General features: G+C 61.4%; 23 protein-coding genes and 1 tRNA gene. 16 read left to right on the plus strand and 8 right to left on the minus strand.

Annotated elements, in window-relative coordinates:
• The first annotated feature begins 27 nt into the window (after window positions 1-27).
• Window positions 28-104, plus strand: a tRNA-His gene (locus ACFHWW_RS13520).
• 93 nt (window positions 105-197) lie between these two features.
• Here ACFHWW_RS13520 and ACFHWW_RS13525 read toward each other — a convergent pair.
• Window positions 198-1,016 carry a LuxR C-terminal-related transcriptional regulator gene (locus ACFHWW_RS13525; RefSeq protein ID WP_338278269.1) on the minus strand — a complete coding sequence of 273 codons (819 nt, stop codon included), beginning with the start codon at window positions 1,014-1,016 and terminating at the stop codon, window positions 198-200.
• Between the two features lie 194 nt (window positions 1,017-1,210).
• Between ACFHWW_RS13525 and ACFHWW_RS13530 the strand changes: the two genes are divergently transcribed.
• A complete protein-coding gene (locus ACFHWW_RS13530; protein WP_379938669.1) occupies window positions 1,211-1,978 on the plus strand; it encodes an SDR family NAD(P)-dependent oxidoreductase in 768 nt (255 codons plus the stop codon).
• Window positions 1,979-1,988: 10 nt separating this feature from the next.
• On the plus strand, window positions 1,989-3,227 hold the full coding sequence (locus ACFHWW_RS13535; protein WP_379938671.1) for a D-arabinono-1,4-lactone oxidase: 1,239 nt from the start codon (window positions 1,989-1,991) through the stop codon (window positions 3,225-3,227).
• A 72-nt stretch (window positions 3,228-3,299) separates the two neighbouring features.
• On the opposite strand, the gene ACFHWW_RS13540 is transcribed toward ACFHWW_RS13535, so the two are convergent.
• Window positions 3,300-4,181 carry a LysR family transcriptional regulator gene (locus ACFHWW_RS13540; protein WP_100669493.1) on the minus strand — a complete coding sequence of 294 codons (882 nt, stop codon included), beginning with the start codon at window positions 4,179-4,181 and terminating at the stop codon, window positions 3,300-3,302.
• Between the two features lie 115 nt (window positions 4,182-4,296).
• Between ACFHWW_RS13540 and ACFHWW_RS13545 the strand changes: the two genes are divergently transcribed.
• Window positions 4,297-5,793, plus strand: a complete 1,497-nt coding sequence (locus ACFHWW_RS13545; protein ID WP_100669491.1) for a CoA-acylating methylmalonate-semialdehyde dehydrogenase — start codon at window positions 4,297-4,299, stop codon at window positions 5,791-5,793.
• A gap of 160 nt (window positions 5,794-5,953) precedes the next feature.
• Here the strand turns inward: ACFHWW_RS13545 and ACFHWW_RS13550 are convergent, their stop codons facing one another.
• Window positions 5,954-6,994: a Fe(3+) ABC transporter substrate-binding protein gene (locus tag ACFHWW_RS13550; RefSeq protein ID WP_100669489.1), complete on the minus strand. Its 1,041-nt coding sequence runs from the start codon at window positions 6,992-6,994 to the stop codon at window positions 5,954-5,956.
• 189 nt (window positions 6,995-7,183) lie between these two features.
• Between ACFHWW_RS13550 and rirA the strand changes: the two genes are divergently transcribed.
• The 8 genes from rirA (at window position 7,184) to ACFHWW_RS13590 (ending at window position 15,357) form a co-directional block, all read left to right on the plus strand.
• Window positions 7,184-7,648, plus strand: a complete 465-nt coding sequence (gene rirA, locus ACFHWW_RS13555) for an iron-responsive transcriptional regulator RirA (protein WP_018094280.1) — start codon at window positions 7,184-7,186, stop codon at window positions 7,646-7,648.
• A gap of 455 nt (window positions 7,649-8,103) precedes the next feature.
• On the plus strand, window positions 8,104-9,699 hold the full coding sequence (locus tag ACFHWW_RS13560) for an ABC transporter substrate-binding protein (RefSeq protein ID WP_018094281.1): 1,596 nt from the start codon (window positions 8,104-8,106) through the stop codon (window positions 9,697-9,699).
• 104 nt (window positions 9,700-9,803) lie between these two features.
• Window positions 9,804-10,808, plus strand: coding sequence for an ABC transporter permease subunit (locus ACFHWW_RS13565; RefSeq protein WP_018094282.1), 1,005 nt, complete (start codon window positions 9,804-9,806; stop codon window positions 10,806-10,808).
• A 10-nt stretch (window positions 10,809-10,818) separates the two neighbouring features.
• On the plus strand, window positions 10,819-11,727 hold the full coding sequence (locus ACFHWW_RS13570; RefSeq protein WP_018094283.1) for an ABC transporter permease subunit: 909 nt from the start codon (window positions 10,819-10,821) through the stop codon (window positions 11,725-11,727).
• Between the two features lies 1 nt (window position 11,728).
• Window positions 11,729-12,583, plus strand: a complete 855-nt coding sequence (locus ACFHWW_RS13575) for an ABC transporter ATP-binding protein (protein WP_018094284.1) — start codon at window positions 11,729-11,731, stop codon at window positions 12,581-12,583.
• Window positions 12,580-13,407: a dipeptide ABC transporter ATP-binding protein gene (locus tag ACFHWW_RS13580; protein WP_018094285.1), complete on the plus strand. Its 828-nt coding sequence runs from the start codon at window positions 12,580-12,582 to the stop codon at window positions 13,405-13,407. Before ACFHWW_RS13575 ends, ACFHWW_RS13580 begins: the two co-directional genes overlap by 4 nt.
• A 64-nt stretch (window positions 13,408-13,471) precedes the next feature.
• Entirely contained in the window at window positions 13,472-13,816 is a 345-nt protein-coding gene (locus tag ACFHWW_RS13585; protein ID WP_379938676.1) for a RidA family protein, read from the plus strand.
• Between the two features lie 410 nt (window positions 13,817-14,226).
• A complete protein-coding gene (locus ACFHWW_RS13590; protein WP_379938678.1) occupies window positions 14,227-15,357 on the plus strand; it encodes an AI-2E family transporter in 1,131 nt (376 codons plus the stop codon).
• Between the two features lie 247 nt (window positions 15,358-15,604).
• Here the strand turns inward: ACFHWW_RS13590 and rsiB2 are convergent, their stop codons facing one another.
• Complete coding sequence (gene rsiB2, locus ACFHWW_RS13595; protein ID WP_018094288.1) at window positions 15,605-16,402, minus strand: PhyR-type response regulator RsiB2; 798 nt, start codon at window positions 16,400-16,402, stop codon at window positions 15,605-15,607.
• Window positions 16,403-16,648: 246 nt separating this feature from the next.
• On the opposite strand from rsiB2, the gene ACFHWW_RS13600 reads away from it, so the two are divergent.
• Complete coding sequence (locus ACFHWW_RS13600; RefSeq protein WP_275596729.1) at window positions 16,649-16,837, plus strand: NepR family anti-sigma factor; 189 nt, start codon at window positions 16,649-16,651, stop codon at window positions 16,835-16,837.
• Window positions 16,838-16,913: 76 nt separating this feature from the next.
• On the opposite strand, the gene ACFHWW_RS13605 is transcribed toward ACFHWW_RS13600, so the two are convergent.
• Entirely contained in the window at window positions 16,914-17,162 is a 249-nt protein-coding gene (locus ACFHWW_RS13605) for a YMGG-like glycine zipper-containing protein (RefSeq protein ID WP_003527142.1), read from the minus strand.
• Window positions 17,163-17,326: 164 nt separating this feature from the next.
• On the opposite strand from ACFHWW_RS13605, the gene ACFHWW_RS13610 reads away from it, so the two are divergent.
• The 3 genes from ACFHWW_RS13610 (at window position 17,327) to ACFHWW_RS13620 (ending at window position 19,520) form a co-directional block, all read left to right on the plus strand.
• Window positions 17,327-17,716: a hypothetical protein gene (locus ACFHWW_RS13610; RefSeq protein ID WP_379938681.1), complete on the plus strand. Its 390-nt coding sequence runs from the start codon at window positions 17,327-17,329 to the stop codon at window positions 17,714-17,716.
• A 146-nt stretch (window positions 17,717-17,862) separates the two neighbouring features.
• A complete protein-coding gene (locus ACFHWW_RS13615) occupies window positions 17,863-18,027 on the plus strand; it encodes a DUF1328 domain-containing protein (protein WP_003527150.1) in 165 nt (54 codons plus the stop codon).
• A gap of 239 nt (window positions 18,028-18,266) precedes the next feature.
• Entirely contained in the window at window positions 18,267-19,520 is a 1,254-nt protein-coding gene (locus ACFHWW_RS13620; protein WP_100669483.1) for an FAD-binding oxidoreductase, read from the plus strand.
• Window positions 19,521-19,666: 146 nt separating this feature from the next.
• Here ACFHWW_RS13620 and ACFHWW_RS13625 read toward each other — a convergent pair whose 3' ends face one another.
• The 3 genes from ACFHWW_RS13625 to ACFHWW_RS13635 are packed head-to-tail and all read right to left on the minus strand — an operon-like array spanning window position 19,667 to window position 22,464.
• The gene (locus tag ACFHWW_RS13625) at window positions 19,667-20,626 is read right to left on the minus strand and encodes a substrate-binding domain-containing protein (protein WP_100669481.1); all 960 of its coding nucleotides are present in this window, start codon (window positions 20,624-20,626) and stop codon (window positions 19,667-19,669) included.
• Window positions 20,627-20,656: 30 nt separating this feature from the next.
• On the minus strand, window positions 20,657-21,700 hold the full coding sequence (locus tag ACFHWW_RS13630) for an ABC transporter permease (RefSeq protein ID WP_338278294.1): 1,044 nt from the start codon (window positions 21,698-21,700) through the stop codon (window positions 20,657-20,659).
• On the minus strand, window positions 21,697-22,464 hold the full coding sequence (locus tag ACFHWW_RS13635; RefSeq protein ID WP_100669477.1) for an ATP-binding cassette domain-containing protein: 768 nt from the start codon (window positions 22,462-22,464) through the stop codon (window positions 21,697-21,699). The genes ACFHWW_RS13630 and ACFHWW_RS13635 overlap by 4 nt, the downstream gene beginning before the upstream one ends.
• Window positions 22,465-22,562: the final 98 nt, after the last annotated feature.

Here is a 22,562-nt window from a genome sequence, read left to right on the forward strand (position 1 = left end):
GAATAACATTGGAGTCGCCTGTCGAGTGCGGTTGTAGCTCAGTTGGTTAGAGCGCAGGTTTGTGGCACCTGAGGTCGGTGGTTCGAGACCACCCAACCGTACCATTTCTTTCAAGACATACCCTTCCAGCCGGTCCACGGTCCGCAAGGCTCGTGTTTGTGGTCGAATGCCCAGACGGCGAAAGAGCCGATAGGTTATTACCGTGCTTCCGGAGGAAGTGGGGGCAGTAGCCGCTCCACGAACATCGCAAAAAGTTCCCGCTGGCTCGAGATGTTCAGTCTCTTGTAGATGTTCTGCCTATGCAGTTTGACGGTTCCTTCCGTCACGGAGAGTATCTGTCCAATCGCATAATTGCTGTTCCCCCTCAGAATAAGCTGCACGATTCGCCGCTGCTGGTAAGTAAGGCGATCCTCGCAAAACGAAGCGAAGGCCGTCTCCATGAGGTCGTCCAGACGAAGCTGACGGTCATTCGCGCGCGCGTCGCGCCAGTGCGAGCGCACCGTTTCGCGAACGAAGGGCTCGATCTGCTTCAGTCTTTCCACCTCGTCGGCTGAAAAAGGAAGGCCTTGCGAACGCATGAGCGAGTACACGGCATTGAAGCCTCCCTCCAGCGGGATGAGAAAGCCGATTTCCTCCACGAGTGAGCCGGCCTGCATGGAGATGCAGGGGTGAACCTCTCTGGAACTGTAGAATTCGGAATCGAAGAATTCGTCCGGGGCGAGCTCCCGCATTCGCCAGATCCCCGGCTGAAGGTTCTCTGTGCAGGCAGTGTAGAAAGGGTCGAACAGATATGCGCCGTCGAGATAGGCTTTGAGAGCCGAGGCCTCGGCATGCTGCCGATAGCCGTCGTGCAAGAGCAGCGGCCTTGAATCAAAGGGGAAGCCGAAGATCGCCGACAGGTCGAACGGTGCCACTCTCGCGAGCATGTCGTCCAGCGCGTCCGGCAATGTCGGCCTGCCGATCTGTCCCACGACAGTGGCAATGGCCGATAGGTCTGGCACTTCGGTCTTCTGCACTCGATCCTCGTTGCGTCGGGGATGTGGCCCCGACCTTATCACCTTTGGAATATAGACTGCTTCGTCACGCTGCGGCAATCTGACCAAGTGGAACAAGCATCATAGCTGCCTTAGCCGACCGGGACATCAAGACGCCGAGAGAGCCGTCCTCCAGTCCGCGCCGGCAGGCAGCACGACGACGGCTGGAGGAGCACGTGGCTGGTCGACTGGACGGAAAAATTGCGCTTATCAGCGGCGGGGCAGGGGGGTGTGGTCTCGCCGCCACCGAACTTTTCGCTCGGGAGGGCGCAGCGGTCGGGATCGTGGATCTCCCGCAGAGCGATGGCGAGGCCATCGCCGCCCGCCTCCGCAGCGAGGGCTTCAGAGCGGCATTCGCCTCGGCCGACGTGTCGGACGAACGTCAGGTAACGCAAGCGGTGGAGAGGGTTTCGGGAGAACTCGGACCGATCACGGTCCTGTTCAATCACGCGGGTACCATCGTCATTCGGCCGTTTCTGGAGACCACGGCCGACGAGTGGGACCGGCTGATGGCCGTCAACGTGCGCAGCATGTTCCTCATGACCCGCGCCGTCCTTCCCCAGATGATCGACGCCGGAGGCGGATCGATCGTCTGCACCTCTTCCATATCGGCGGTGGCCGCAACGCCGATGGAGGTCCTTTACAATACGACCAAGGGGGCGTGCCACATGTTCGCCCGATCCGTCGCCGTGGAGTTCAGGGATCGGAACATCCGGTGCAATGCGGTGTGCCCCGGTTTCATCCAGACGGCGCACGGCCAAAGGGAAGTCGAGGAGCTGACCCGCTACGGGGTCGATGTCTCCGAGGCGGCGATCGCCGCCCAGCAGGGGCGGATGTGCCGGCCGGACGAGGTCGCCAAGGCCGCCCTTTATCTTGCGAGCGACGACGCAAGCTTCGTCAGCGGCGCCCATCTGTTCGTCGACAATTGTTTTACAGCGGTGTGAGGGGAGAAACATGGCTTTCGAGAAGGGTGGAGTCTGGCGGAACTGGGTAGGCAATCAGTACTGCGTATCGCAATACAAGGCCTCGCCCGAAACCGAATCCGAACTGGCCGAGCTGGTCGCAGAGGCGGACAGGCGGGATCTCGGAGTGCGCGTTTCGGGTTCGGGCCACTCCTTCACGCCGGTCGTCGGGACCAGCGGTCTCCTTTTGTCGCTGGCAAATCTCAGGGGCGTTCAGAACGTCGACAAGGCGCGCAAGCAAATTACCGTAGCAGGCGGAACGCGCATCAACGAGGTGGGCAAGACGCTGAAGCAGCACGGACTGTCGCTGATCAATCAGGGCGATATCGACAGCCAGGCGGTGGCCGGCGCCTTTACCACCGGAACCCACGGGACCGGGATCAAGCTCGGAAACATGGCGTCTTCGATCGCCGGGATGAGGATCGTCAAGGCGAACGGGGAAATTCTCGACATCGATGGGAGCAACGAAGAACTGCTCCACGCGGCCCAGGTCTCGGTCGGCACGCTCGGCGTCATCTCGTCCATGACGCTCAACGTCATGGACGCCTATAACCTGCACGAGCGGCTGTGGCGTGACGACTTCGAGACCTGCATGGAGCGCCATGACGAACTGGCCGCAAATCACCGGCATTTCGGATTTTTCTGGTGCCCGACGCCGGAAAGCCGTCACCTCTACTGCCTGCCGGATACCTCGGCCGTCTCGTCCACGAACAAATTGGCCGATGTCTGCGAAATGAAGGTGATGGATATCACCGACGCGGCGCCCATGGAGAGCGAGTTCGAAAAGATCGCCTACAGTTCGGAAGTCTATCCCATCGAATACGTCCCCAACTTCGTCGAACTCGAATATGCGGTGCCCCTCGAACACGGCAAGGCAGCGGTCAGAGCCGTCCGCGATCTCATGCTCAACAAGCATACGAACTGCATCTATCCGATCGAATATCGCTTCACCGCCAGCGATCCGGCGTGGATGAGCCCCTTCCATCACCAGGACAGCATCACGCTCTCCGTCTCGGGGGGGCCGGGGATCGATTACTGGGCGTTTCTGAAGGACGTCGACCAGATCCTGCGCGGATACGACTCGCGGCCGCATTGGGGGAAGATGCATTTCCTCGACACCGACGATGTGACGCATCTCTATCCGCGCGCCGGGGACTTCCGTTCGCTGCGAAGGGAACTGGACCCGAAGGGGCGCTTCCTGAACGACCACCTGAAGATGCTGCTCGGCTGACGTTCATGATGTCAGGTCGAGTTGAGACGAGGGATGCGGTCGGAAACCGCACACAGTTTCCCTCATTCCGCTCTAAACGAAGATCTGATGCTCCGCCGTCACCAGTTCCTGTAGAAACGCTGCGACCGTACGCACGCGCACCAGGTCGCGGGCGCTCTCGTGATAGGTCGTCCAGTAGGCGCGGCGGATCGTCGTCTGGGGGAGCAGGCGTACAAGCTCCGGATATTGCCGGGCGATGTAATTATGCAGGATGCCGATGCCGGCGCTGGACCGGGCGGCTTCGGTCTGGCCGGTGGCGCTGGAGATTTCGAAGGAGGCGTTCCAGCTGCGCATGACCTCGCTGGAGAAATTGAGCGACGGTGTGAAGATCAGATCCTCCACATAGCCGATCCGCCGATGGTTCTTGAGATCGTCGACAGTCCCGGGTGTGCCGTAGCGGCCAAGATATTCTGCCGATGCGTAGAGGCCCAGTGTATAATCGGTAAGCTTGGACGAGACGAGCCGCCCCTGTTCCGGTCGTTCGATGGTAATCGCGATATCGGCCTCGCGCTGCGACAGCGAGAAGGAGCGCGGAACAGGAACGAGCTGGAGCTTCAATTCCGGGTAACGTGCCGTGAGCCGCCCGAGACGCGGCGCCAGGAACGAGACGCCGAAACCATCAGGGGCGCCGATGCGCACCGTGCCCGCGATCGCCGTATCGATCCGCCCGACCTGCGATTGGGCGGCGAGCATCTCGGTTTCCATGCGCTCGGCCGCGGCAAAGAAGACCTCGCCTTCGGCCGTTAGTTCGCAGCCGTTGGGACGCCGGATGAGGAGCTTCGCTTTCAGCTTTTCCTCGAGCGCGGTAACCCGCCGGCTGAGCGTCGCGTGATTGATGCCGAGCCTTTTCGAGGCGGCGAGGATCTGGCCCGTCCGAGCGACGGCCAGAAATACCCGGACGTCGTCCCAGTTCATGCGAACGCTTTCATGGACTTTAATTTGCGCACAACGGTTCCTGAAATTCGGAAATTGAATTGTTGAAATCGTAGTGCGATCATGAGGGCACAATCAAGGGTCAGGAGAAACACTCATGTATGAACTCGGTCATTTCATCGACGGCAAGCGCGTTGCCGGCACGAGCGGTCGCGTCAGCAACATCTTCAACCCGGCAACGGGCGAAGTTCAAGGCACCGTAGCGCTGGCGAGCGACGCGGACCTGGCCGCCGCCGTCGAGAGCGCCAAGGCTGCCCAGCCCAAATGGGCCGCAACCAACCCGCAGCGCCGCGCCCGCGTCTTCATGAAGTTCGTCCAGCTCCTGAACGACAACATGAACGAGCTGGCCGAGATGCTTTCCCGCGAGCACGGCAAGACCATCGACGACGCCAAGGGCGACATCGTGCGCGGCCTCGAAGTCTGCGAATTCGTCATCGGTATTCCACACCTGCAGAAGAGCGAATTCACCGAAGGCGCCGGTCCCGGCATCGACATGTACTCGATCCGCCAGCCGGTCGGCGTCGGCGCCGGCATCACCCCGTTCAACTTCCCCGGCATGATCCCGATGTGGATGTTCGCCCCGGCGATCGCCTGCGGCAATGCATTCATCCTCAAGCCTTCCGAACGCGATCCCTCCGTGCCGATCCGCCTTGCCGAACTGATGATCGAAGCCGGTCTGCCGGCGGGCATCCTCAACGTCGTCAACGGTGACAAGGGCGCGGTGGATGCGATCCTGACGCATCCCGATATCGCCGCCGTTTCCTTCGTCGGCTCGACCCCGATCGCCCGCTACGTCTATGGCACGGCGGCGATGAACGGCAAGCGTGCGCAATGCTTCGGCGGCGCAAAGAACCACATGATCATCATGCCGGACGCCGACCTTGACCAGGCGGCCAACGCCCTCATCGGCGCCGGCTACGGTTCCGCGGGCGAGCGCTGCATGGCGATCTCGGTCGCCGTTCCGGTCGGCGAGGAAACCGCAAACCGGCTGATCGACAAGCTTGTTCCGATGGTCGAAAGCCTGCGCATCGGTCCCTATACCGACGAAAAGGCCGATATGGGCCCCGTCGTCACCAAGGAGGCGGAGCAGCGCATCCGCAGCCTGATCGACAGCGGCATCGAGCAGGGTGCGAAGCTCGTGGTCGACGGCCGCGACTTCAAGCTGCAGGGCTATGAGAACGGCCACTTCATAGGCGGCTGCCTCTTCGACGACGTCACACCCGACATGGACATCTACAAGACCGAAATCTTCGGACCCGTCCTGTCGGTCGTCCGGGCCAGGAATTACGAAGAGGCCCTGTCGCTGCCGATGAAGCACGAATACGGCAACGGTGTCGCCATCTACACCCGCGACGGCGATGCGGCGCGCGACTTCGCCTCCCGCATCAATATCGGCATGGTCGGCGTCAATGTTCCGATCCCGGTTCCGCTCGCCTACCATTCCTTCGGCGGCTGGAAATCCTCGTCCTTCGGCGACCTCAACCAGCATGGGCCGGACTCGATCAAGTTCTGGACGCGGACGAAGACGATCACGTCCCGCTGGCCGTCCGGCATCAAGGATGGAGCCGAGTTCTCGATACCGACGATGCGATAACGCGGCAGCGAACGCCTGCTTCGACCGGGGCCTCCTTCGGGAGGCCTCCGATTGGATCGAAGAGGCGCGAAAGCGGCGCGAATAACTGTTCGCCCCACTGGAGCGGCACGAAAACGGCGGGCATGCGCCCGCCGTCCTCGTATTGCTTCGATGGTCGGTCTCAGTCCTGCGGGCCGTCGTTGTAGCCGATCTTGTCGACGATTTCCGAGGCCTTCTTGCGGTTTGCCGCGATTTCGGCAAGCGGCAGCGTGTCCGGCTTGATCTCACCGAAGGACTTCACGACTTCCGATGGTTCGGCGCCCGGCAGAACCGGATACTCGAAGACCTGTTCGGCATAGATTTTCTGCGCTTCGCCTTCCGACAGGAATTCCATGAGTTTGAGGGCATTTTCCTTGTTCGGCGCGTTCTTGGCGAGCGCCATGCCGGAGATGTTCACATGCGTGCCCCGGTCCTTGGTGTTCGGGAACAGCACCTTGATCGCCGAAGCCCATTCCTTCTGCTCGGGCTCCTTCTCGTTGGTGATCATAAGGCCGACATAGTAGCTGTTGCCGAGCGCAATGTCGCATTCGCCGGCGAAGATCGCCTTGGCCTGGTCCCGATCGCCGCCGTCCGGCTTCTTGGCGAGATTGTTCCTGAGGCCGGTCAGCCATTTTTCCGCTTCGGCTTCGCCGTGGTGGGCGATCATGGAGGCGAACAGGCCGACATTATAGGAGTGCTGGCCGTCGCGGGTGCAGATCTTGCCCTTCCACTTCGGGTCGGCGAGTTCCTCATAGGTGATGTCGTCCTGCGCGACGCGCTCCTTCGAGGCATAGACGACGCGGCCGCGTGTCGTCAGGCCGAACCAGTTGCCGTCCGGATCCCGGAAATGGTCGGGAATGTCCTTGTTGATGGTCTCGTTGACGACCGGCTGCGTCACGCCCGCGTCCTTCGCTTCGGTCAGGCGGCTGATGTCCACGGTCAGAATCACGTCGGCTGGAGAGTTTGCGCCTTCCGCCTGGATGCGCTCGACAAGACCCTTGTCGAGAAAGAGCACGTTGGTCGCAATGCCTGTCTTCTCGGTGAAGGCGTCCAAAAGCGGCTTAATGAGGTCCGGCTGCCGGTAAGAGTAGATGTTGACCTCTCCGTCGGCTCGGACCGCCGTAGAGGCAAGAAACGTCGCCGCTATGGACAGCGCTCCGATCAGCGCTTTTGAAATTTGCATGGTGCTCTCTCCTTTTTCGTGTTTTAAACTTAACTAACTCAATCATATTTCTGCCGTCCGCCGGCGCATCAGTCAACAGCGAAAAGGTGAAGAGATAACCTTCGTGAATATTTCCACTTTTTGGAATTGTTCCAAACTGCGATCCGTCCTATATGATGAGGCACGAATTTATCGAATCCGGAGCAAAAAATGCGTCTGACGAAGCAAACCAACTACGCGGTACGCATGTTGATGTACTGTGCTGCGAACGGCGAGAAGCTCAGCCGCATTCCCGAGATTGCGAGGGCTTACGGCGTATCCGAGCTGTTCCTCTTCAAGATTCTGCAGCCGCTCACGAGAGCCGGCCTGGTCGAGACGGTGCGCGGCCGCAACGGCGGCGTCCGCCTGCCGAAGCCGGCGTCGGAGATCACCCTTTTCGACGTCGTCAAAGTCACGGAAGACAGTTTCGCCATGGCGGAATGCTTCGAGGCGGGCGAGATCGACTGCCCGCTGGTGGACAGCTGCGGCCTCAACGCCGCGCTGCGCAAGGCGCTGAACGCCTTTTTCGAAGTGCTTCAGGGATACACGATCGACGACCTGGTCAAGGCCCGGCCGCAGATCAACTTCCTCCTGGGCCTGGAAGAGCCGGTGCGCCCGCAGACCTCGGCCGCCTGAGTTCACTCGCGTCTGCGAGCTTGCGGCCGAGAGGCTCTGCCCTGAAGCAGCGTGAGAGCGGGACGGAAAACCCGCGTACGCTGGCGGCAACTCATCCGCGAACTGCTGCTTCCAGTCGACAGGTCTCGCTTCCGGCGGGCGATCTCGGCACCTTGAAGGTAGCGAGCATTTTCGAGGTCGAATGTTTCCCTTCGACAGCGCAGCTTAGAGTTTATCTGCATTCCCCTTGAGAGTTCGCGACTCGCATTGCTTGCCCCGGAACCGCGGCTGCCGGCGAAAGTCGGGGATAGTTCCGCATGCTCTGTTTGCGGAAGAATTTTTCGCATAGACAAAATTCCAAAGCGACTTATTGCATTGCGACGCCAAATGTCGTTCCATCCGCCCTTGACCGGGTGTAAACGTCATGCCGTGTCAGATAAATTGCGAGAACAAAAACAAATCTGGGAAGCAAGCTCATGAAAAAGCTCACTACTCTCTTGGCAGCGACGGCGATTGCCACGCTGATGGCCGGCACCGCCTGGTCGAAAACGTTCGTCTTCTGCTCGGAAGGGTCGCCGGAGGGCTTTGATCCCGGCCTCTATACGGCCGGCACGACCTTCGACGCTGCCGCGCATACCGTCTACAGCCGTCTTCTCGAGTTCAAGAAGGGCACGACGGAGACCGAGCCCGGGCTCGCCGAAAGCTGGACGATTTCCGACGACGGCCTTGAATATACTTTCAAGCTGCGTCCCGGCGTCAAGTTCCAGACGACCGAGTTCTTCACCCCCACTCGCGAACTGAACGCCGACGATGTGATCTTCTCGATCGAGCGCCAGTGGAAGTCCGACCATCCGTGGCACGGCTACGTAACCGGCGGTTCCTGGGAATATTTCGCCGGCATGGGCCTGCCGGAACTGCTCGAGTCGGTCGAGAAAGTCGACGACATGACGGTCAAGATCAAGCTGAAGCGCAAGGAAGCGCCGTTCCTCGCCAATCTTGCCATGCCCTTCGCTTCGATCATGTCGAAGGAATATGCCGACAAGCTGCAGGCCGAAGGCAAGATGAACCAGCTCAACCAGATGCCGCTCGGCACCGGTCCTTTCGCCTTTGTCGGCTACCAGCAGGACGCGGTCATCCGCTACAAGGCTCATCCGGACTTCTGGGGCGGAAAACAGAAGATCGATGATCTGGTCTTCGCGATCACCACGGATGCGGCCGTTCGCTTTCAGAAGCTGCAGGCCGGCGAATGCCACCTGATGCCCTATCCGAACGCGGCCGATGTGGAAGCCATGAAGGCCGATCCGAACCTCAAGGTGATGGAGCAGGCCGGCCTCAACGTCGCCTATCTCGCCTACAACACGACGCAGGCGCCTTTCGACAAGGTCGAAGTGCGCAAGGCCCTGAACAAGGCGATCAACAAGCAGGCGATCGTCGATGCCGTCTTCCAGGGACAGGCGCAGCCGGCGGTCAACCCGATTCCGCCGACGATGTGGTCCTATAACGAACAGATCGAAGACGACACCTACGATCCGGAAGCGGCCAAGAAGATGCTCGAGGATGCCGGCGTCAAGGACCTTTCGATGAAGGTCTGGGCAATGCCTGTCGCGCGTCCCTACATGCTGAACGCCCGTCGCGCCGCCGAACTGATGCAGGCGGACTTTGCAAAGGTCGGCGTCAAGGTCGAAATCGTTTCCTACGAATGGGCGGAATATCTCGAGAAGTCCAAGGCGAAGGACCGCGACGGTGCGGTCATCCTCGGCTGGACGGGCGACAATGGCGACCCGGACAACTTCCTCGACACTCTGCTCGGTTGCGATGCCGTCGGCGGCAACAACCGCGCGCAGTGGTGCAACAAGGAGTTCGACGACCTCGTCACGAAGGCGAAGGAAGCATCCGACGTCGCAGAGCGCACCAAGCTCTACGAGGAAGCGCAGGTCATCTTCAAGCGCGAAGCTCCCTGGGCAACGCTCGACCACTCGCTCTCCATCGTCCCGATGCGCAAGAATGTCGAAGGCTTCGTGCAGAGCCCGCTCGGCGACTTTGCTTTCGACGGCGTTGATATTGTAGAGTAATCTTATCGACAGATCCGAAGGGGGCGTTTGCCGCTGGCGAGCGCCCCTCTTCCTTTTTGCCAGTGCCGCCACTCATGCGGGCACGGTTGGCATGAGGTTTGACTATGTTCCGATTCCTTCTGGGGCGTTTGGCAGTGCTGATCCCGACTTTCATCGGGGTTTCCATCATCGCCTTTTCCTTCATCCGCCTGCTTCCCGGCGATCCCGTGGCGCTGCTTTCCGGCGAACGGGTGATGTCGCCGGAGCGGCACGCCGAGATCTCCCACCAACTGGGCTTCGACCGCCCGATCGTGATGCAGTACCTGGATTATCTCTGGGGCGTTCTGCAGGGCGACTTCGGAACGTCGATCGTCACCAAGAAGCCGGTGATCGATCAGTTCATGGAGCTCTTCCCGGCGACCGTCGAGCTGTCGCTCTGCGCCATCATCTTCGCGGTGGTCGTCGGCATCCCCGCTGGTGTCGTCGCGGCAGTCAAGCGCGGGTCCATCTTCGACCAGATCATCATGGGCACCGCGCTCATCGGCTTCTCGATGCCGATCTTCTGGTGGGGCCTGCTGCTGATCATCGTCGTCTCCGGCATTCTGCAGTGGACGCCGGTGTCCGGGCGTATCTCGTTGATGTTCTTCTTCCCGTCGGTCACCGGCTTCATGCTGATCGACTCGCTATTGTCCGGCCAGGAAGGGGCGTTCCAGTCGGCCTTCAATCACCTCATCCTGCCGACGATCGTTCTCGGCACCATTCCGCTCGCCGTCATTGCGCGCCAGACCCGCTCTGCAATGCTCGAAGTGCTTTCCGAGGACTATGTGCGCACGGCACGTGCCAAGGGGCTCTCCACCTTCCGTGTGGTCGGCATTCATGCGCTGCGCAATGCGATGATCCCTGTCGTCACCACCATCGGCCTGCAGGTCGGTGTGATGCTGGCGGGCGCGATCCTGACGGAGACGATCTTCTCCTGGCCGGGGATCGGCAAATGGATGGTCGATTCGGTCTTCCGGCGCGACTATGCCGTCATACAGGGCGGGCTTTTGATCATCGCCGCGGTCATCATGCTGGTGAACCTCGCCGTGGATCTGCTCTACGGCCTGATCAACCCCCGCATCCGGCACTGAGGAGAGCGATATGACCGAAGTTACCGCGACAACCGCCATATCGACCGATCCGACGCGCCGGGCGCGTCTCGCCGAATTCTGGTACTATTTCTCGGAGAACCGCGGCGCCGTTATCGGCCTGTTCTTCTTCCTGTTCCTGGTGCTGCTCGCCATCTTCGCTCCGCTGGTGGCACCCCATAACCCGACCATCCAGTTCCGCGAGGCGGTGCTGCTCCCGCCCGTCTGGCAGGAAGGCGGCCGCGCGACTTTCCTGCTCGGGACCGACGCCGTGGGCCGCGATATGCTCTCCCGTCTCATCTACGGCACACGGTTCTCGCTCTTCGTTGGCGTCATCGTGACGGTTCTGTCCCTGACGGGCGGAATCCTCGTCGGCGTCATCGCCGGCTACTTCCGCGGGTGGATCGACACGGTCATCATGCGGATCATGGACATCATCCTGGCCTTCCCGTCGCTCCTGCTGGCGCTCGTCCTGGTGGCGGTGCTGGGGCCGGGCCTCACCAATGCGATGATCGCGATCGCGCTGGTTTTCCAGCCGCATTTCGTCCGCCTGACGCGGGCGGCGGTGATGACGGAGAAAACGCGCGACTACGTCGTGGCGGCGAAGGTCGCCGGAGCCGGACATGCGAGGCTGATGTTCAAGACCATCCTGCCGAACTGCATGGCCCCGCTCATCGTCCAGGCGACGCTCTCGTTTTCGAGCGCGATCCTCGATGCGGCGGCACTCGGCTTCCTGGGTATGGGTGCGCAGCCGCCGACGCCGGAATGGGGAACGATGCTGGCGGAAGCACGCGAATTCATCCTCCGTGCCTGGTGGGTCGTGACGCTTCCCGGCCTCGCTATCCTCGTGACCGTTCTGGCAATCAATCTGATGGGCGACGGCCTGCGCGACGCACTCGACCCCAAGCTGAAGAGGTCCTGACATGGCGCTTCTCGAAATCGAAAACCTCGTCGTCGAATTCCAGACGGCGTCCGGGCCGTTCCGAGCCGTCGACGGCGTCTCGCTCAAGGTGCATGAGGGCGAGGTCCTGGCGATCGTCGGGGAATCGGGCTCCGGCAAATCCGTGTCCATGCTTGCCGCCATGGGGCTTCTGCCCTGGACCGCCAAGGTGACCGCGGACAAGCTCGCCTTCAACGGACGGGATCTATTGAAGATGCCGGCCTCCGACCGGCGCAAGATCGTCGGCAAGGACATTGCGATGATCTTTCAGGAGCCCATCGCCAGCCTCAATCCGTGCTTCACGGTCGGTTTCCAGATCGAGGAAGTGCTGCGCATACATATGGGTCTCGACCGGGCAGCGCGGCGCAAGCGCGCGATCGAGCTGTTCGATGCGGTCGGCATTCCCGACCCCGCCGAGCGCCTCGGGCACTTTCCGCACCAGATGTCGGGCGGGCAGTGCCAGCGCGTGATGATCGCCATCGCGCTTGCCTGCAACCCTAAACTGCTCATCGCGGACGAGCCGACGACCGCACTGGACGTGACGATTCAGAAGCAGATCCTCGATCTCCTGATGAAGCTGCAGCAGGAATACCGCATGGGCCTTATCATGATCACCCATAACATGGGCGTCGTAGCGGAGACGGCGGATCGCGTCATCGTGCAGTACAAGGGCCGGAAGATCGAAGAGGCGGATGTCCTTTCGCTGTTCGAGTCGCCGAAGAGCAATTATACCCGCGCGCTTCTCTCGGCCTTGCCGGAGAATGCGACGGGAGACCGGTTGCCGACGATTTCCGAACTTTTCAATGAGCAACAGATGCTCGAGGGAGCTGCTCGATGACCCATGTTCTCGAAGCCCGCAACCTGGTGCGCGACTATCATATTCCCGGAAACCTGTTCCGTGCGGCGCGCACCGTTCATGCGCTGAAGGGCGTAAGCTTCACGGTCGACGAGGGCAAGACGCTCGCGATCGTGGGCGAAAGCGGCTGCGGCAAGTCTACGCTCGGACGCATCATCACGCTCATCGACCCGGCGACGGCGGGCGAGCTGTCGATCGACGGCAAGACGGTCGACATCGCGCGCGAGGGGCTGACGGCGGAGATGCGCCGCAAGGTTCAGATCGTCTTTCAGAACCCTTACGGCTCCCTCAATCCTCGCCAGAAGATCGGCGATATTCTCGCGGAACCGCTCATCATCAACACCAAGGTTCCGGCAGGCGAACGCCGAGAGCGGGCAATGGCGATGTTGAAGAAGGTCGGCCTCGAGGAGAAGCACTACAATCGCTATCCGCACATGTTCTCCGGCGGCCAGCGGCAGCGCATCGCGATTGCCCGTGCGCTGATGCTCAATCCCAAGCTTCTGGTTCTGGATGAGCCGGTTTCGGCGCTCGACCTCTCCGTACAGGCGCAGGTTCTGAACCTGCTCGCCGATCTGCAGGACGAATTCAAGCTCACCTATGTCTTCATCAGTCACGATCTGTCGGTGGTGCGCTACATCGCCGATGACGTAATGGTGATGTATTACGGCGAAGCGGTCGAGTATGGCAGCCGGGACGCGGTATTCTCCGACCCGCAGCACGATTATACGAAGACGTTGTTCGCGGCGACGCCGCGGGCGGATGTTGCCAGCATCAAGGCCCGGCTCGCCCGGAAGAATGCCGCCTGAGCGGAAATACGTATCACCCAAATGCCGGCAGACCGTTGTTCGGCCCAACACCAGGATGAGGATTATGGAAATCAAGCGTTTCGAAAGCGGCTCGAGGATGAGCCAGGCTGTGGTCTACAACAACACGGTCTATCTCGCCGGCCAGGTCGGCAATGCCGGCGACGACGTCGTCACCCAGACGAAGCAGGCGCTGGCGGAGGTCGATCGTCTGCTGGCGCTCGCAGGCACGGATAAGACGCGCATTCTTTCCACGACCGTCTGGCTCGCCGACATGGCGGACTTCGCCAAGATGAACTCGGTCTGGGACGCCTGGGTGCCTCAGGGCCACGCGCCGGCGCGCGCGACCGGCGAAGCGAAACTCGCAACCCCGGAATATCTCGTCGAAGTCATCGTGACGGCAGCTCTCTAAGCCGTTTCAAGCAAGCAGATATACGCTCCACTTTCCCCGCCGTCGGCCCCTGGGCCGGCGGCGTTTTGCTGCCGTCCTTACACGCTTGTCGCGCAGGAACGATTTCCGCAGTTGCGGCGTTTATCGGTGCGTTCCGCAAGGAGGATGAGACATGCTCTACCGGGTGCCACGACCCGTCCTGACGTGCCGGTATTCGGCATGGACCTCTTCCCGCGCACGCCGCAGGGCGTGGCCTATACATTGCTGATCATCATCGGTGAGCCTGGCCTGCTTTCCGCCACGCTTCACCTGTCCCGCTTGAGCGACATTGAGCAAGGCTTCGCGGGGGCATCCGCGGTGGAGTGCGCCACCTCCGTCCCGCATTCGCGAACGAGCTGTTCGCCGCATGAGCGTTTGAGAGGTAGGTGCCGATGGACATAGTCGGGCGGACGACGGCCGAGCGTCGACGAAAGCGCGAAGCGGAGAGGGAAATCGCGCTAGCCGAGGCATCGGCGATCGTCGCCCGAAAACGCGACAGCATCGATCTCGCCGGCGCGTGGAGCGTCATTGGACTGTTCGTGATCGCCTGCGCGACAGTCGTCTATGCGATGGAAGCGATCCTCCTGCCGATTACGCTCGCCGTCGTCATCGGCATCGTTCTCGGCCGCGCCGCCGATGAACTGGCCCGGTTCGGGCTGCCGCCCATGTTCGGCGGCCTTTTGCTGGCGCTTTGCTTTCTGCTTGGCCTGTCATACCTGGTCAATGCCATCCTCTGGCCGATCACCGAGGTCGCGCGCGAGGCGCCGCGGCTGGTCGAAGGCCTCATGGAGCGGATACTGCCCTATCTGCAGCGCTTCGAATGGATAAACGTAGCGCTTGCCCGCGGCAGCGGAGAAGAGGCTTTCGCCGACGTCATCGTCAAGAATGCGGGACCGCTGATCGGCGGCGCGGCGGCAAGCCTGACGCCCGCTTTGGTGCAGACCCTGATCTTCCTGGCCGCGCTTGTGCTCTTCCTGCTGGGGCGCGTTCAGTTGCGCAGCACGATCATTCTCGCTTTTCCCAGCCGCGAAGGTCGCCTGAGCGCGATCCGGATCATGAACGCCCTGGAGGATGCGCTTACGCATTATTTCTCGACCGCCAGCCTGATCTATCTGGCGCTGGGCTTCATAACCATGGTCATTGCGCTGGTCGGCGGATTGGCGATGCCCCCGCTTTGGGGGCTGTTCGCCTTCGTCTCGAGTTTCATTCCCTATCTCGGGGTCACCTTCATGACCCTCTCTTTGCTCGTCGGCGGGCTGATGACGCATGAAGCGCTCATCGTGGCCATCGCCCCGGCGGTCGCCTTCTTCACCGTTCACCTCGCCATGGAAAATCTGCTGGTGCCCGCCATCCTCGGCCAACGCTTCGATATCAACCCGTTCCTGGTCTTCGTCGCGATCATTTTCTGGACGTGGATGTGGGGTGCTGTCGGAGCGCTCCTCGCCTTTCCGCTTTCGCTGATCGCGATGATCATATTCGAGCAGACCCTGCTGCCGCAGCCGGAACGCCAGTTGCCGGGCTGATCCTTCATGCGCGCGTCTCATAAGACGCGCCGCGCTGTAGGAAAATGTTCGGAGGACTGCAATCGCTCCCCACCTCATCCCTGTGACGAGCACAGGAATGAGGGAATCAAACAAGCGGCGGCGGGTGACCCGAATCTCAACAGGCCTTAGAGCACTTCCAGGAAAAGCGTGTAACGGTTTTCCGTCCGGAAGCGCGTTGGACCAAAGGGTTGGAGCATTTCACCGTTTCCATGAAACAGGAAATGCTCTAGCTCGCTCCGGCCTGCGCATGTTCGTCGAAGAAAAGAGCCTGACTGATCAGCGCCTTCACGGTTTCCGGGTTGAAGGGTTTGGTCACCAGAAAGGCCGGCTCGGGTTTCTTGCCGGTCAGTAGCCGTTCGGGAAAGGCGGTGATGAAGATGACCGGTACGGCCGCCTGCGTCAGGATGTCGTTGACCGCGTCTATGCCCGAACTGCCGTCGGCCAGCTGGATATCCGCGAGCACCATTTTCGGCGATGTCTGGTGATAGAGATCAAGCGCCTCGCGGCGCGTGCGGGCGATCCCGGTGACCCGGTGACCGAGGCTCGTCACCATGTCCTCGATGTCCAACGCGATGAGAGGCTCATCCTCGATGATCATCACGTCGGTCGCGATCTGGCGCGAAATCTCCTCCGAGGCGCTGGTCAGCAGCTTGCCGAAGGCGCCGTGGTCCAGCCCCATGATTTCCGCTGCCTCGCCGGTCGAGAAACCCTCAAGGGCGACGAGAAGGAATGCCTGTCTCTGGGGCGGCGCGATGAGGGAGAGATTGGAAGCCGCCTTCTGCTCCCATGCGAAAGGCGAGGCGAGCTGAGTTCGGTCGATCTTGAGTTTTCCGAACAGGGAACAGAACAGCTTGTAAAGACCGATGCGATCGTTCGACGCGGCCGGGAAAAGCCCCAGGTCGTCGATCAGCGCTTCGAGCACGGCAGAGACATAGGCATCGCCGGCTGCCTGCGAGCCGGTGACGGCACGGGCGTAACGCCGAAGATAGGGGAGGTGGGGCGCAATCCTTGTGGAAAGTGGCATTTAGACCTTCCTAAACTATTGTGCATATCTTGCCGACGGCGCAAGCAGGATACCTCAAATGTTTTGAGCACGTATTCCGGTTTATGGAAAGCCTTGAGAAACAATCGCGGCAAATGAATTGGGCGACCGGCTGCTGCGACCTTGGATGGGATTGGCTGAAGCTTATTCCGACAGGCACGAAAAGCGCCACATCAGGTACCGTGGACCTGAAATGGCGCGGAACTGCAGCCCGCACGGAACGGGAAGATGAAGAAGTCCTCAAAGAAAGGCGCCGTGCCAGCGGGGATCGACCGCGCCGAGACGACGCAACCTCACGGTCAAATCGCTTCGAAGCTGAAGGCGCTCTACCAGACGGTGGAGAACGAACCCGTGCCGCAGCACTTTCTGGACCTTCTGCACCGTCTGGATGAGGCCGAAGAACGACCGCGCGAGTGACGCCGCAGCTTTCACGCTGGCGGCCACCGACAAACCGAGCCGCCCCGGCAGGAGCGCGGCCCGAGAACTATCCGTATCAGCAGCGCGCCGTGTAGCGGCGGCCGTAGCGGTCGCGATAGACGCAATAGCCGGGCTCGTTCGCACGACCGATAAGGGCACCGGCGACACCGCCGACAGCGGCACCTACCGCAGCTCCCCTGACATCATTGGATATGGCACCGCCGATGATACCGCCGGAGGCAGCGCCGATTGCCGCACCTCGTTCCGTTTGCGTGCAGGCAGCCAAGGGAAGGATCAGGCTTGCGACGACGAGTAACTTCTTCATGACGCGTTCCTATTCAGGGTTGACACAGAACTGCTGGAGATGCCGAGCATAGTCTTCGGTGGAAATGCGCACCGAGGCACGGCTGGAGCCGCTGCGGCGCTCATCTGAGCGTCGGTCCCCACTGGTCACAACAGGCGCCGCCAAGGCTTGCATTCCCATCTCCCATGGATGCCGCCGCCGCGGCGCTTGTTATTGTCGCCAAAACGCCGATTGGCGCCTTTTGTTCCGCGCGCGATGACGCCGGCGCGCATGCCTGTTGCCGGAGGGACACGGAGCGGTCGTCATTTATGCGACTGGCGTTCGGCACGTTCCAGAGTTTCGAGCAGCGCCTGGATCCGCTTGTTGTACTTTTCCTCGGAGTGCCGCTGAAGGTCGCGCATCGTCCTGCCGATATGGAGATTCCGATCACGCAGATCGGTCTGATAACGGCCCGCATCGTTTACGGTCTTCCAGATATGTCGCGATGGTATCTTCATTGTCTTCCTGGAGATTCTTTCAATTCGAACAACGCCAAGCGCTTTCGAAGGTTCCTCTCGCTTGCACGTGAAATATAAGTTCGGTTCTATTTGCGGTTCTCTTGGTTAATCAATGCTTTCTGAACCGGGTAGACAACCTCGCACCGCGCAGCCACGGCCGGCCCGGGAACAAAGGCGAGCCGACACGCGTTTCGATTTCGATAACGCTGACAAGGAGATAGCAGATGCTCTATTACGCTCTCGTGTTCCTGATCGTCGCGATCATCGCCGGTGTCCTCGGCTTCGGCGGAATTGCCGGCGCATCGGCGGGAATTGCGCAAGTCCTGTTCTTCCTGTTCCTCATATTCCTCGTGATCTCGCTCGTAGCGGGTCTCATCCGCCGAACGTGAGCCTCCAGGCGGGGCTTGCCGCCCGCAAAAAAGGTGCCGATCGATAAGGGGTGGAGCTCTCGTCTCCACCCCTTTCCAGTTGTGGTGTGACGCTCTGTTCCCTTGCCCTGCCGGGTTCGCTTGGCTATTCATGCGAATATCCGCCGCGCATGTCAGGACACCATCTCCCATGAAATCCCTGGAAGTTGTCGTCGTGAAGTGACGCGGCACGGCGGCATGACGGATAGGAGCATCTGCACATGAAGACGGACGTAGTGGTTCTCGGTGCCGGCATTGTCGGGATTTCCAGCGCGATCCATCTGGCTCGGCTTGGAAAGTCGGTGGTGCTTCTGGATCGGCGCGGCGCCGGGGAGGAAACGTCCTTCGGCAATGCAGGCCTGATACAGCGCGAGGGCGTCTTCCCTTACGGCTTCCCGCACAATTTTGGAGCGCTTTTCCGTTACGCCCTGAACAACACGATCGACGCCAGCTATCACTTCCGTGCGCTGCCCAGTCTCGTGCCGTTCCTCGCGCGCTACTGGTGGCACTCGGGCTTCACCCAGCACCAGAAGATAGCTCATCTTTATGCACCGCTTATCGAACATTCGATCGCGGAACATCAGGACCTGATCGACGCGTCCGGCGCCGGCGACCTCATTCGCAAGGATGGTTGGATGAAGGTTTTCCGCACCGAAAAGGAGCGGGACGCGGCCTATAAGGACGCAGAACGGCTTTCCGCCGGGTTCGGAGTCAATCACCAGAAGCTTTCGACCAGCGAGCTGAAGACGATCGAACCATCCATCCAGGTCGAACTCGCCGGCGGCCTGCGCTGGACGGATCCGTGGTCGATCCGCGATCCGCACAGCCTGAACAAGGCATATCTCGCCTACTTCCAGTCGCTCGGCGGCCGGCTCGTTTCCGGCGATGCCGCGACACTGGAGCACATTCTGGAAGGGGCGGGCTGGCGTGTCGCCACACCGGACGGCCCGTTGGAGGCGCGGGAGGTCGTCGTCGCGCTCGGGCCGTGGGCCGACACGGTGACGCGAAAGCTCGGCTATCATTTCCCGCTTGCCGTGAAGCGCGGCTACCACATGCATTACGGCGCCCGGGAGGGCGCTCAACTCAACAACTGGGTGCTCGACGCCGAGAAGGGATATTTCCTGGCGCCGATGCTGCGCGGTATCCGGCTGACGACCGGCGCCGAGTTCGCACTGCGCGACGCGCCGAAAACGCCGGTGCAGCTGACGCGGGCGGAGCGGGTCGCTCGCGAATTCTTCCCGCTCGCCGAGCGGCGCGACGAGGAGCCGTGGATGGGCGCGCGGCCCTGCACGCCCGACATGATGCCCGTTATCGGCAAGGCTCCGCGACACGAAGGCCTCTGGTTCGCCTTCGGCCACGCGCATCACGGCATGACGCTAGGGCCGGTCACCGGCCGCGCGCTGGCACAGGCGATGACGGGTGAGAAGCCCGTAATCGACATCGCGCCGTATCGGCCGGAGCGCTTCCTCGCATAGAGGATGAGGAGGAGTGTGTTCGATGGTTTGCTAAAACCATCGTGATCTGGAGCGCCCTTTGTGCCTCCAACTGACCACGGGCTCACCAGAGGCATAAAAAGACGGGGGCGAGATTGTCGGCCCCCGCCTGTCGCCTGAACTTTCGATCAGATGCAATTTCCCTTGTAGAGGTATTTGGCGACGTCCGGCTCGGCGATGTTCGCCTTGGTCGCGGTTACGGTGCCGGTGCCTATCGGCGTCTCGACGGGCTCGCCTTTGACGGCAGCGACGGCCTGCTTGAAGCCAATATAACCCATCTCGAAGGGCTGCTGGATGACGAGAGCGTCGAGCAGACCTTCGTTCAGGGCCTCGATCTCGGCATCGTCGGCATCCACTGCGACGGCGACGACGCTGTCGGCGGTCTCGGTTGAACGAATGCCGCCGGCGACGCCGATCGCGGGGTTGTTGGACTGCGATACGACGCCGATGAGGTCGGGATGGGCGCTCATGAGCGACACGAAGGCCTGCTGCGCCTTCGGTATGTCTTCACTGGCAAACTGATTTCCGATGTAGGTAAGGTTCGGATGATTTTTGATCTCTTCCTCGAAGCCCCTGATCCGGGCATCGACGGTGGAGATGCCGGGAATGCTGTTGATCTGCGCCACCTTGCCGGCCTTTCCTTCCAGTGCTTTCGCCAGCGCCTTGGCGGTTTCCCGGCCGACACTTTCATTGTCGGTGCCGACCACGGCAGCCAGTACAGAGGGGTCATCAAGGGTGGTGTCGACGGCAACGATCTTGGCACCGTTGGCCGCCGCCTCCATAAGCGGCGCGATCAGTGCGGTCGAGCTCGTCGGATCGAGCACGATGGCGGAAGGACTCGTCGCCATGACGGAGTTCAATACGGGGATTTGTTCGGAAGCTGAGTAAGTCGGGGCGGCCTGGATGTTGACCTTCACGCCTAGCTCCTCGGCGGCGGCGCGGGCGCCGCAGGCGATGGCCTCATGGAAGCCGCTGTTCCGCTGGCCGAGAACCAGCGACACGCTGATGTCGTCCGAAGCCGCGGCGACTGTTGCCGACAGCGTGGTGGCGGCAAGCAGGAAAGCAAGTCTCTTGGTCATCTTCGTCATTGTGTTCCCTCTTGTGGTTGTGGTTGGAGGTCAGGAGGAGCGGGAGCGGCGTCGGTACTGGTCGAGCAGCACGGCCGCGAGAAGGACGATGCCCACAGCGACTTCTTGCCAGAAGCTCGGCAGGCCGACGATGATCAGGCCCGAAGCCAGGACGACAGGGATGAACACCCCGGCTGCCGTACCGTACATGGAGCCGACGCCGCCGAAGAGGCTTGCGCCACCGAGGACGACAGCCGTGATCGCCTTCAGATTGTCCATGGCATGGCCCGAAATCGTCGTGGACGAGAAGCGGGCGAGGGTGAGATAGCCGGCCAAGCCGGCACAAACGCCGGAAATCACATAGATCGATACGATATGCCGATCGACCTTGATGCCGGCGCGGCGCGCGCCTTGCTCGTTGGATCCGACTGCATAGGTATAGAGGCCGAAGCGGGTCATATGCAGAGCGATGCCGGCGATGGCCGTAAAGACGCAGGCGATCAGCACGATGACCGGAATGCCCCCGAGACGACCGATGCCGATCGAGGTAACGATTGATCGAGGCACCCCGGTCAGGTCGACGCCGCCGGTCATCAGCCGGGCCAACCCGAGCGCGATGCCCATGCTGGCAAGTGTGACGATCAGCGGCGTAAGCCGGGCTCTGGCGATGAGGAGGCCGTTGACGAGCCCCCAGATCGCTCCGGAGGCAAGCGACACGACAAGCCCGAGCACCGGCACCCAGGACGCATCCGAGCCAGTTGCACGCATGGCGATCAGCGACGCGACGCTTGAGAAGACAAGCACGGCGCCAACCGACAGATCGATACCGGAGGCGATGATGACATAGGTCATGCCCACGGCGAGGATCATCATCATCGAAGCCTCGATCGCCATGTTCCGCAGGTTGATACCGCTCAGAAACGCGGCGGGCGCCATGACCGTGAAGATCGCTATGATGATGATAAGCGAACCGAAGATCATCAGTTCCGGACCGTCCAACAGCCGGCGGATCAGGGGCTTTGGCGGCGAAGTGTCATGCAGCATGGAAGGCTGGTCCTTGGTCGTCGTGTGGTCGGATGCGGTTTCGACGGTCATGCCGCGGCTCCTTCGCGTTCGAGGGCGCCGGTCATCGCTGCGACGAGCTCGTCGGAGGTAACCGCACCGGTGGCATAGGTCGCAACGCGACGACCGTGGCGAAGCACGGTGACGCGGTCCGACACCGCAAGGACATCCGGCATGCTGTGGCTGATGAGCACGACGGAGATGCCGGTGTCTCGAACGCGGCGGATGAGGTCGAGCACGTTGCGCGTCTGCGCAACGCCGAGCGCTGCGGTCGGTTCGTCCATGAACACCACCCGTTTCGCCCACATCAGCGCGCGTGCAACCGCGATGCCCTGACGCTGTCCACCGGAGAAATTGGCGACGGCCGCGCGCAGGTCGGGAACGCGCACGCCCAGACGGGTAAAGGACTCCTGGGCCCTGCGCCGCATCAGCGTCTTGTCAAGAAAGCCGAGGCGGCCCATCAGTCCGGGGGCGGCGATCTCGCGGCCGAGATAGAGGTTCTGCACCGCATTGAGATCGACCGCCAGCGATAGGTCCTGGTAAACGGTTTCGATGCCGTGTGTGCGTGCGTCGAGCGGGCTGTCGAAATGGACCGGCTTTCCATCGACAAGGATCTCGCCGCTGTCCGGCTGGAGCACGCCGGAAAGAATCTTGGTCAAGGTCGATTTGCCGGCACCGTTGTCGCCGATGAGGGCGACGATTTCGCCCTCATGGACATCGAAACTTGCGCCTTGCATGGCGCGCATCTGCCCGAAGCTTTTTTCGATATTGCGAGCTGCGAGGATCGGGGTTGTCATGGCAGTCTCCAGACTAGAAAAGCGATCATGGTTCGTCGGGCTCCAACAACGTTCAGGTGCGCGTTGCACGGTCGGCGCCACCCGACGGTGCTTTCCGC

The sequence above is a fragment of the Sinorhizobium sp. P24N7 genome (assembly GCF_042436655.1).
In the GTDB taxonomy this organism is placed as follows: domain Bacteria; phylum Pseudomonadota; class Alphaproteobacteria; order Rhizobiales; family Rhizobiaceae; genus Sinorhizobium; species Sinorhizobium meliloti_A.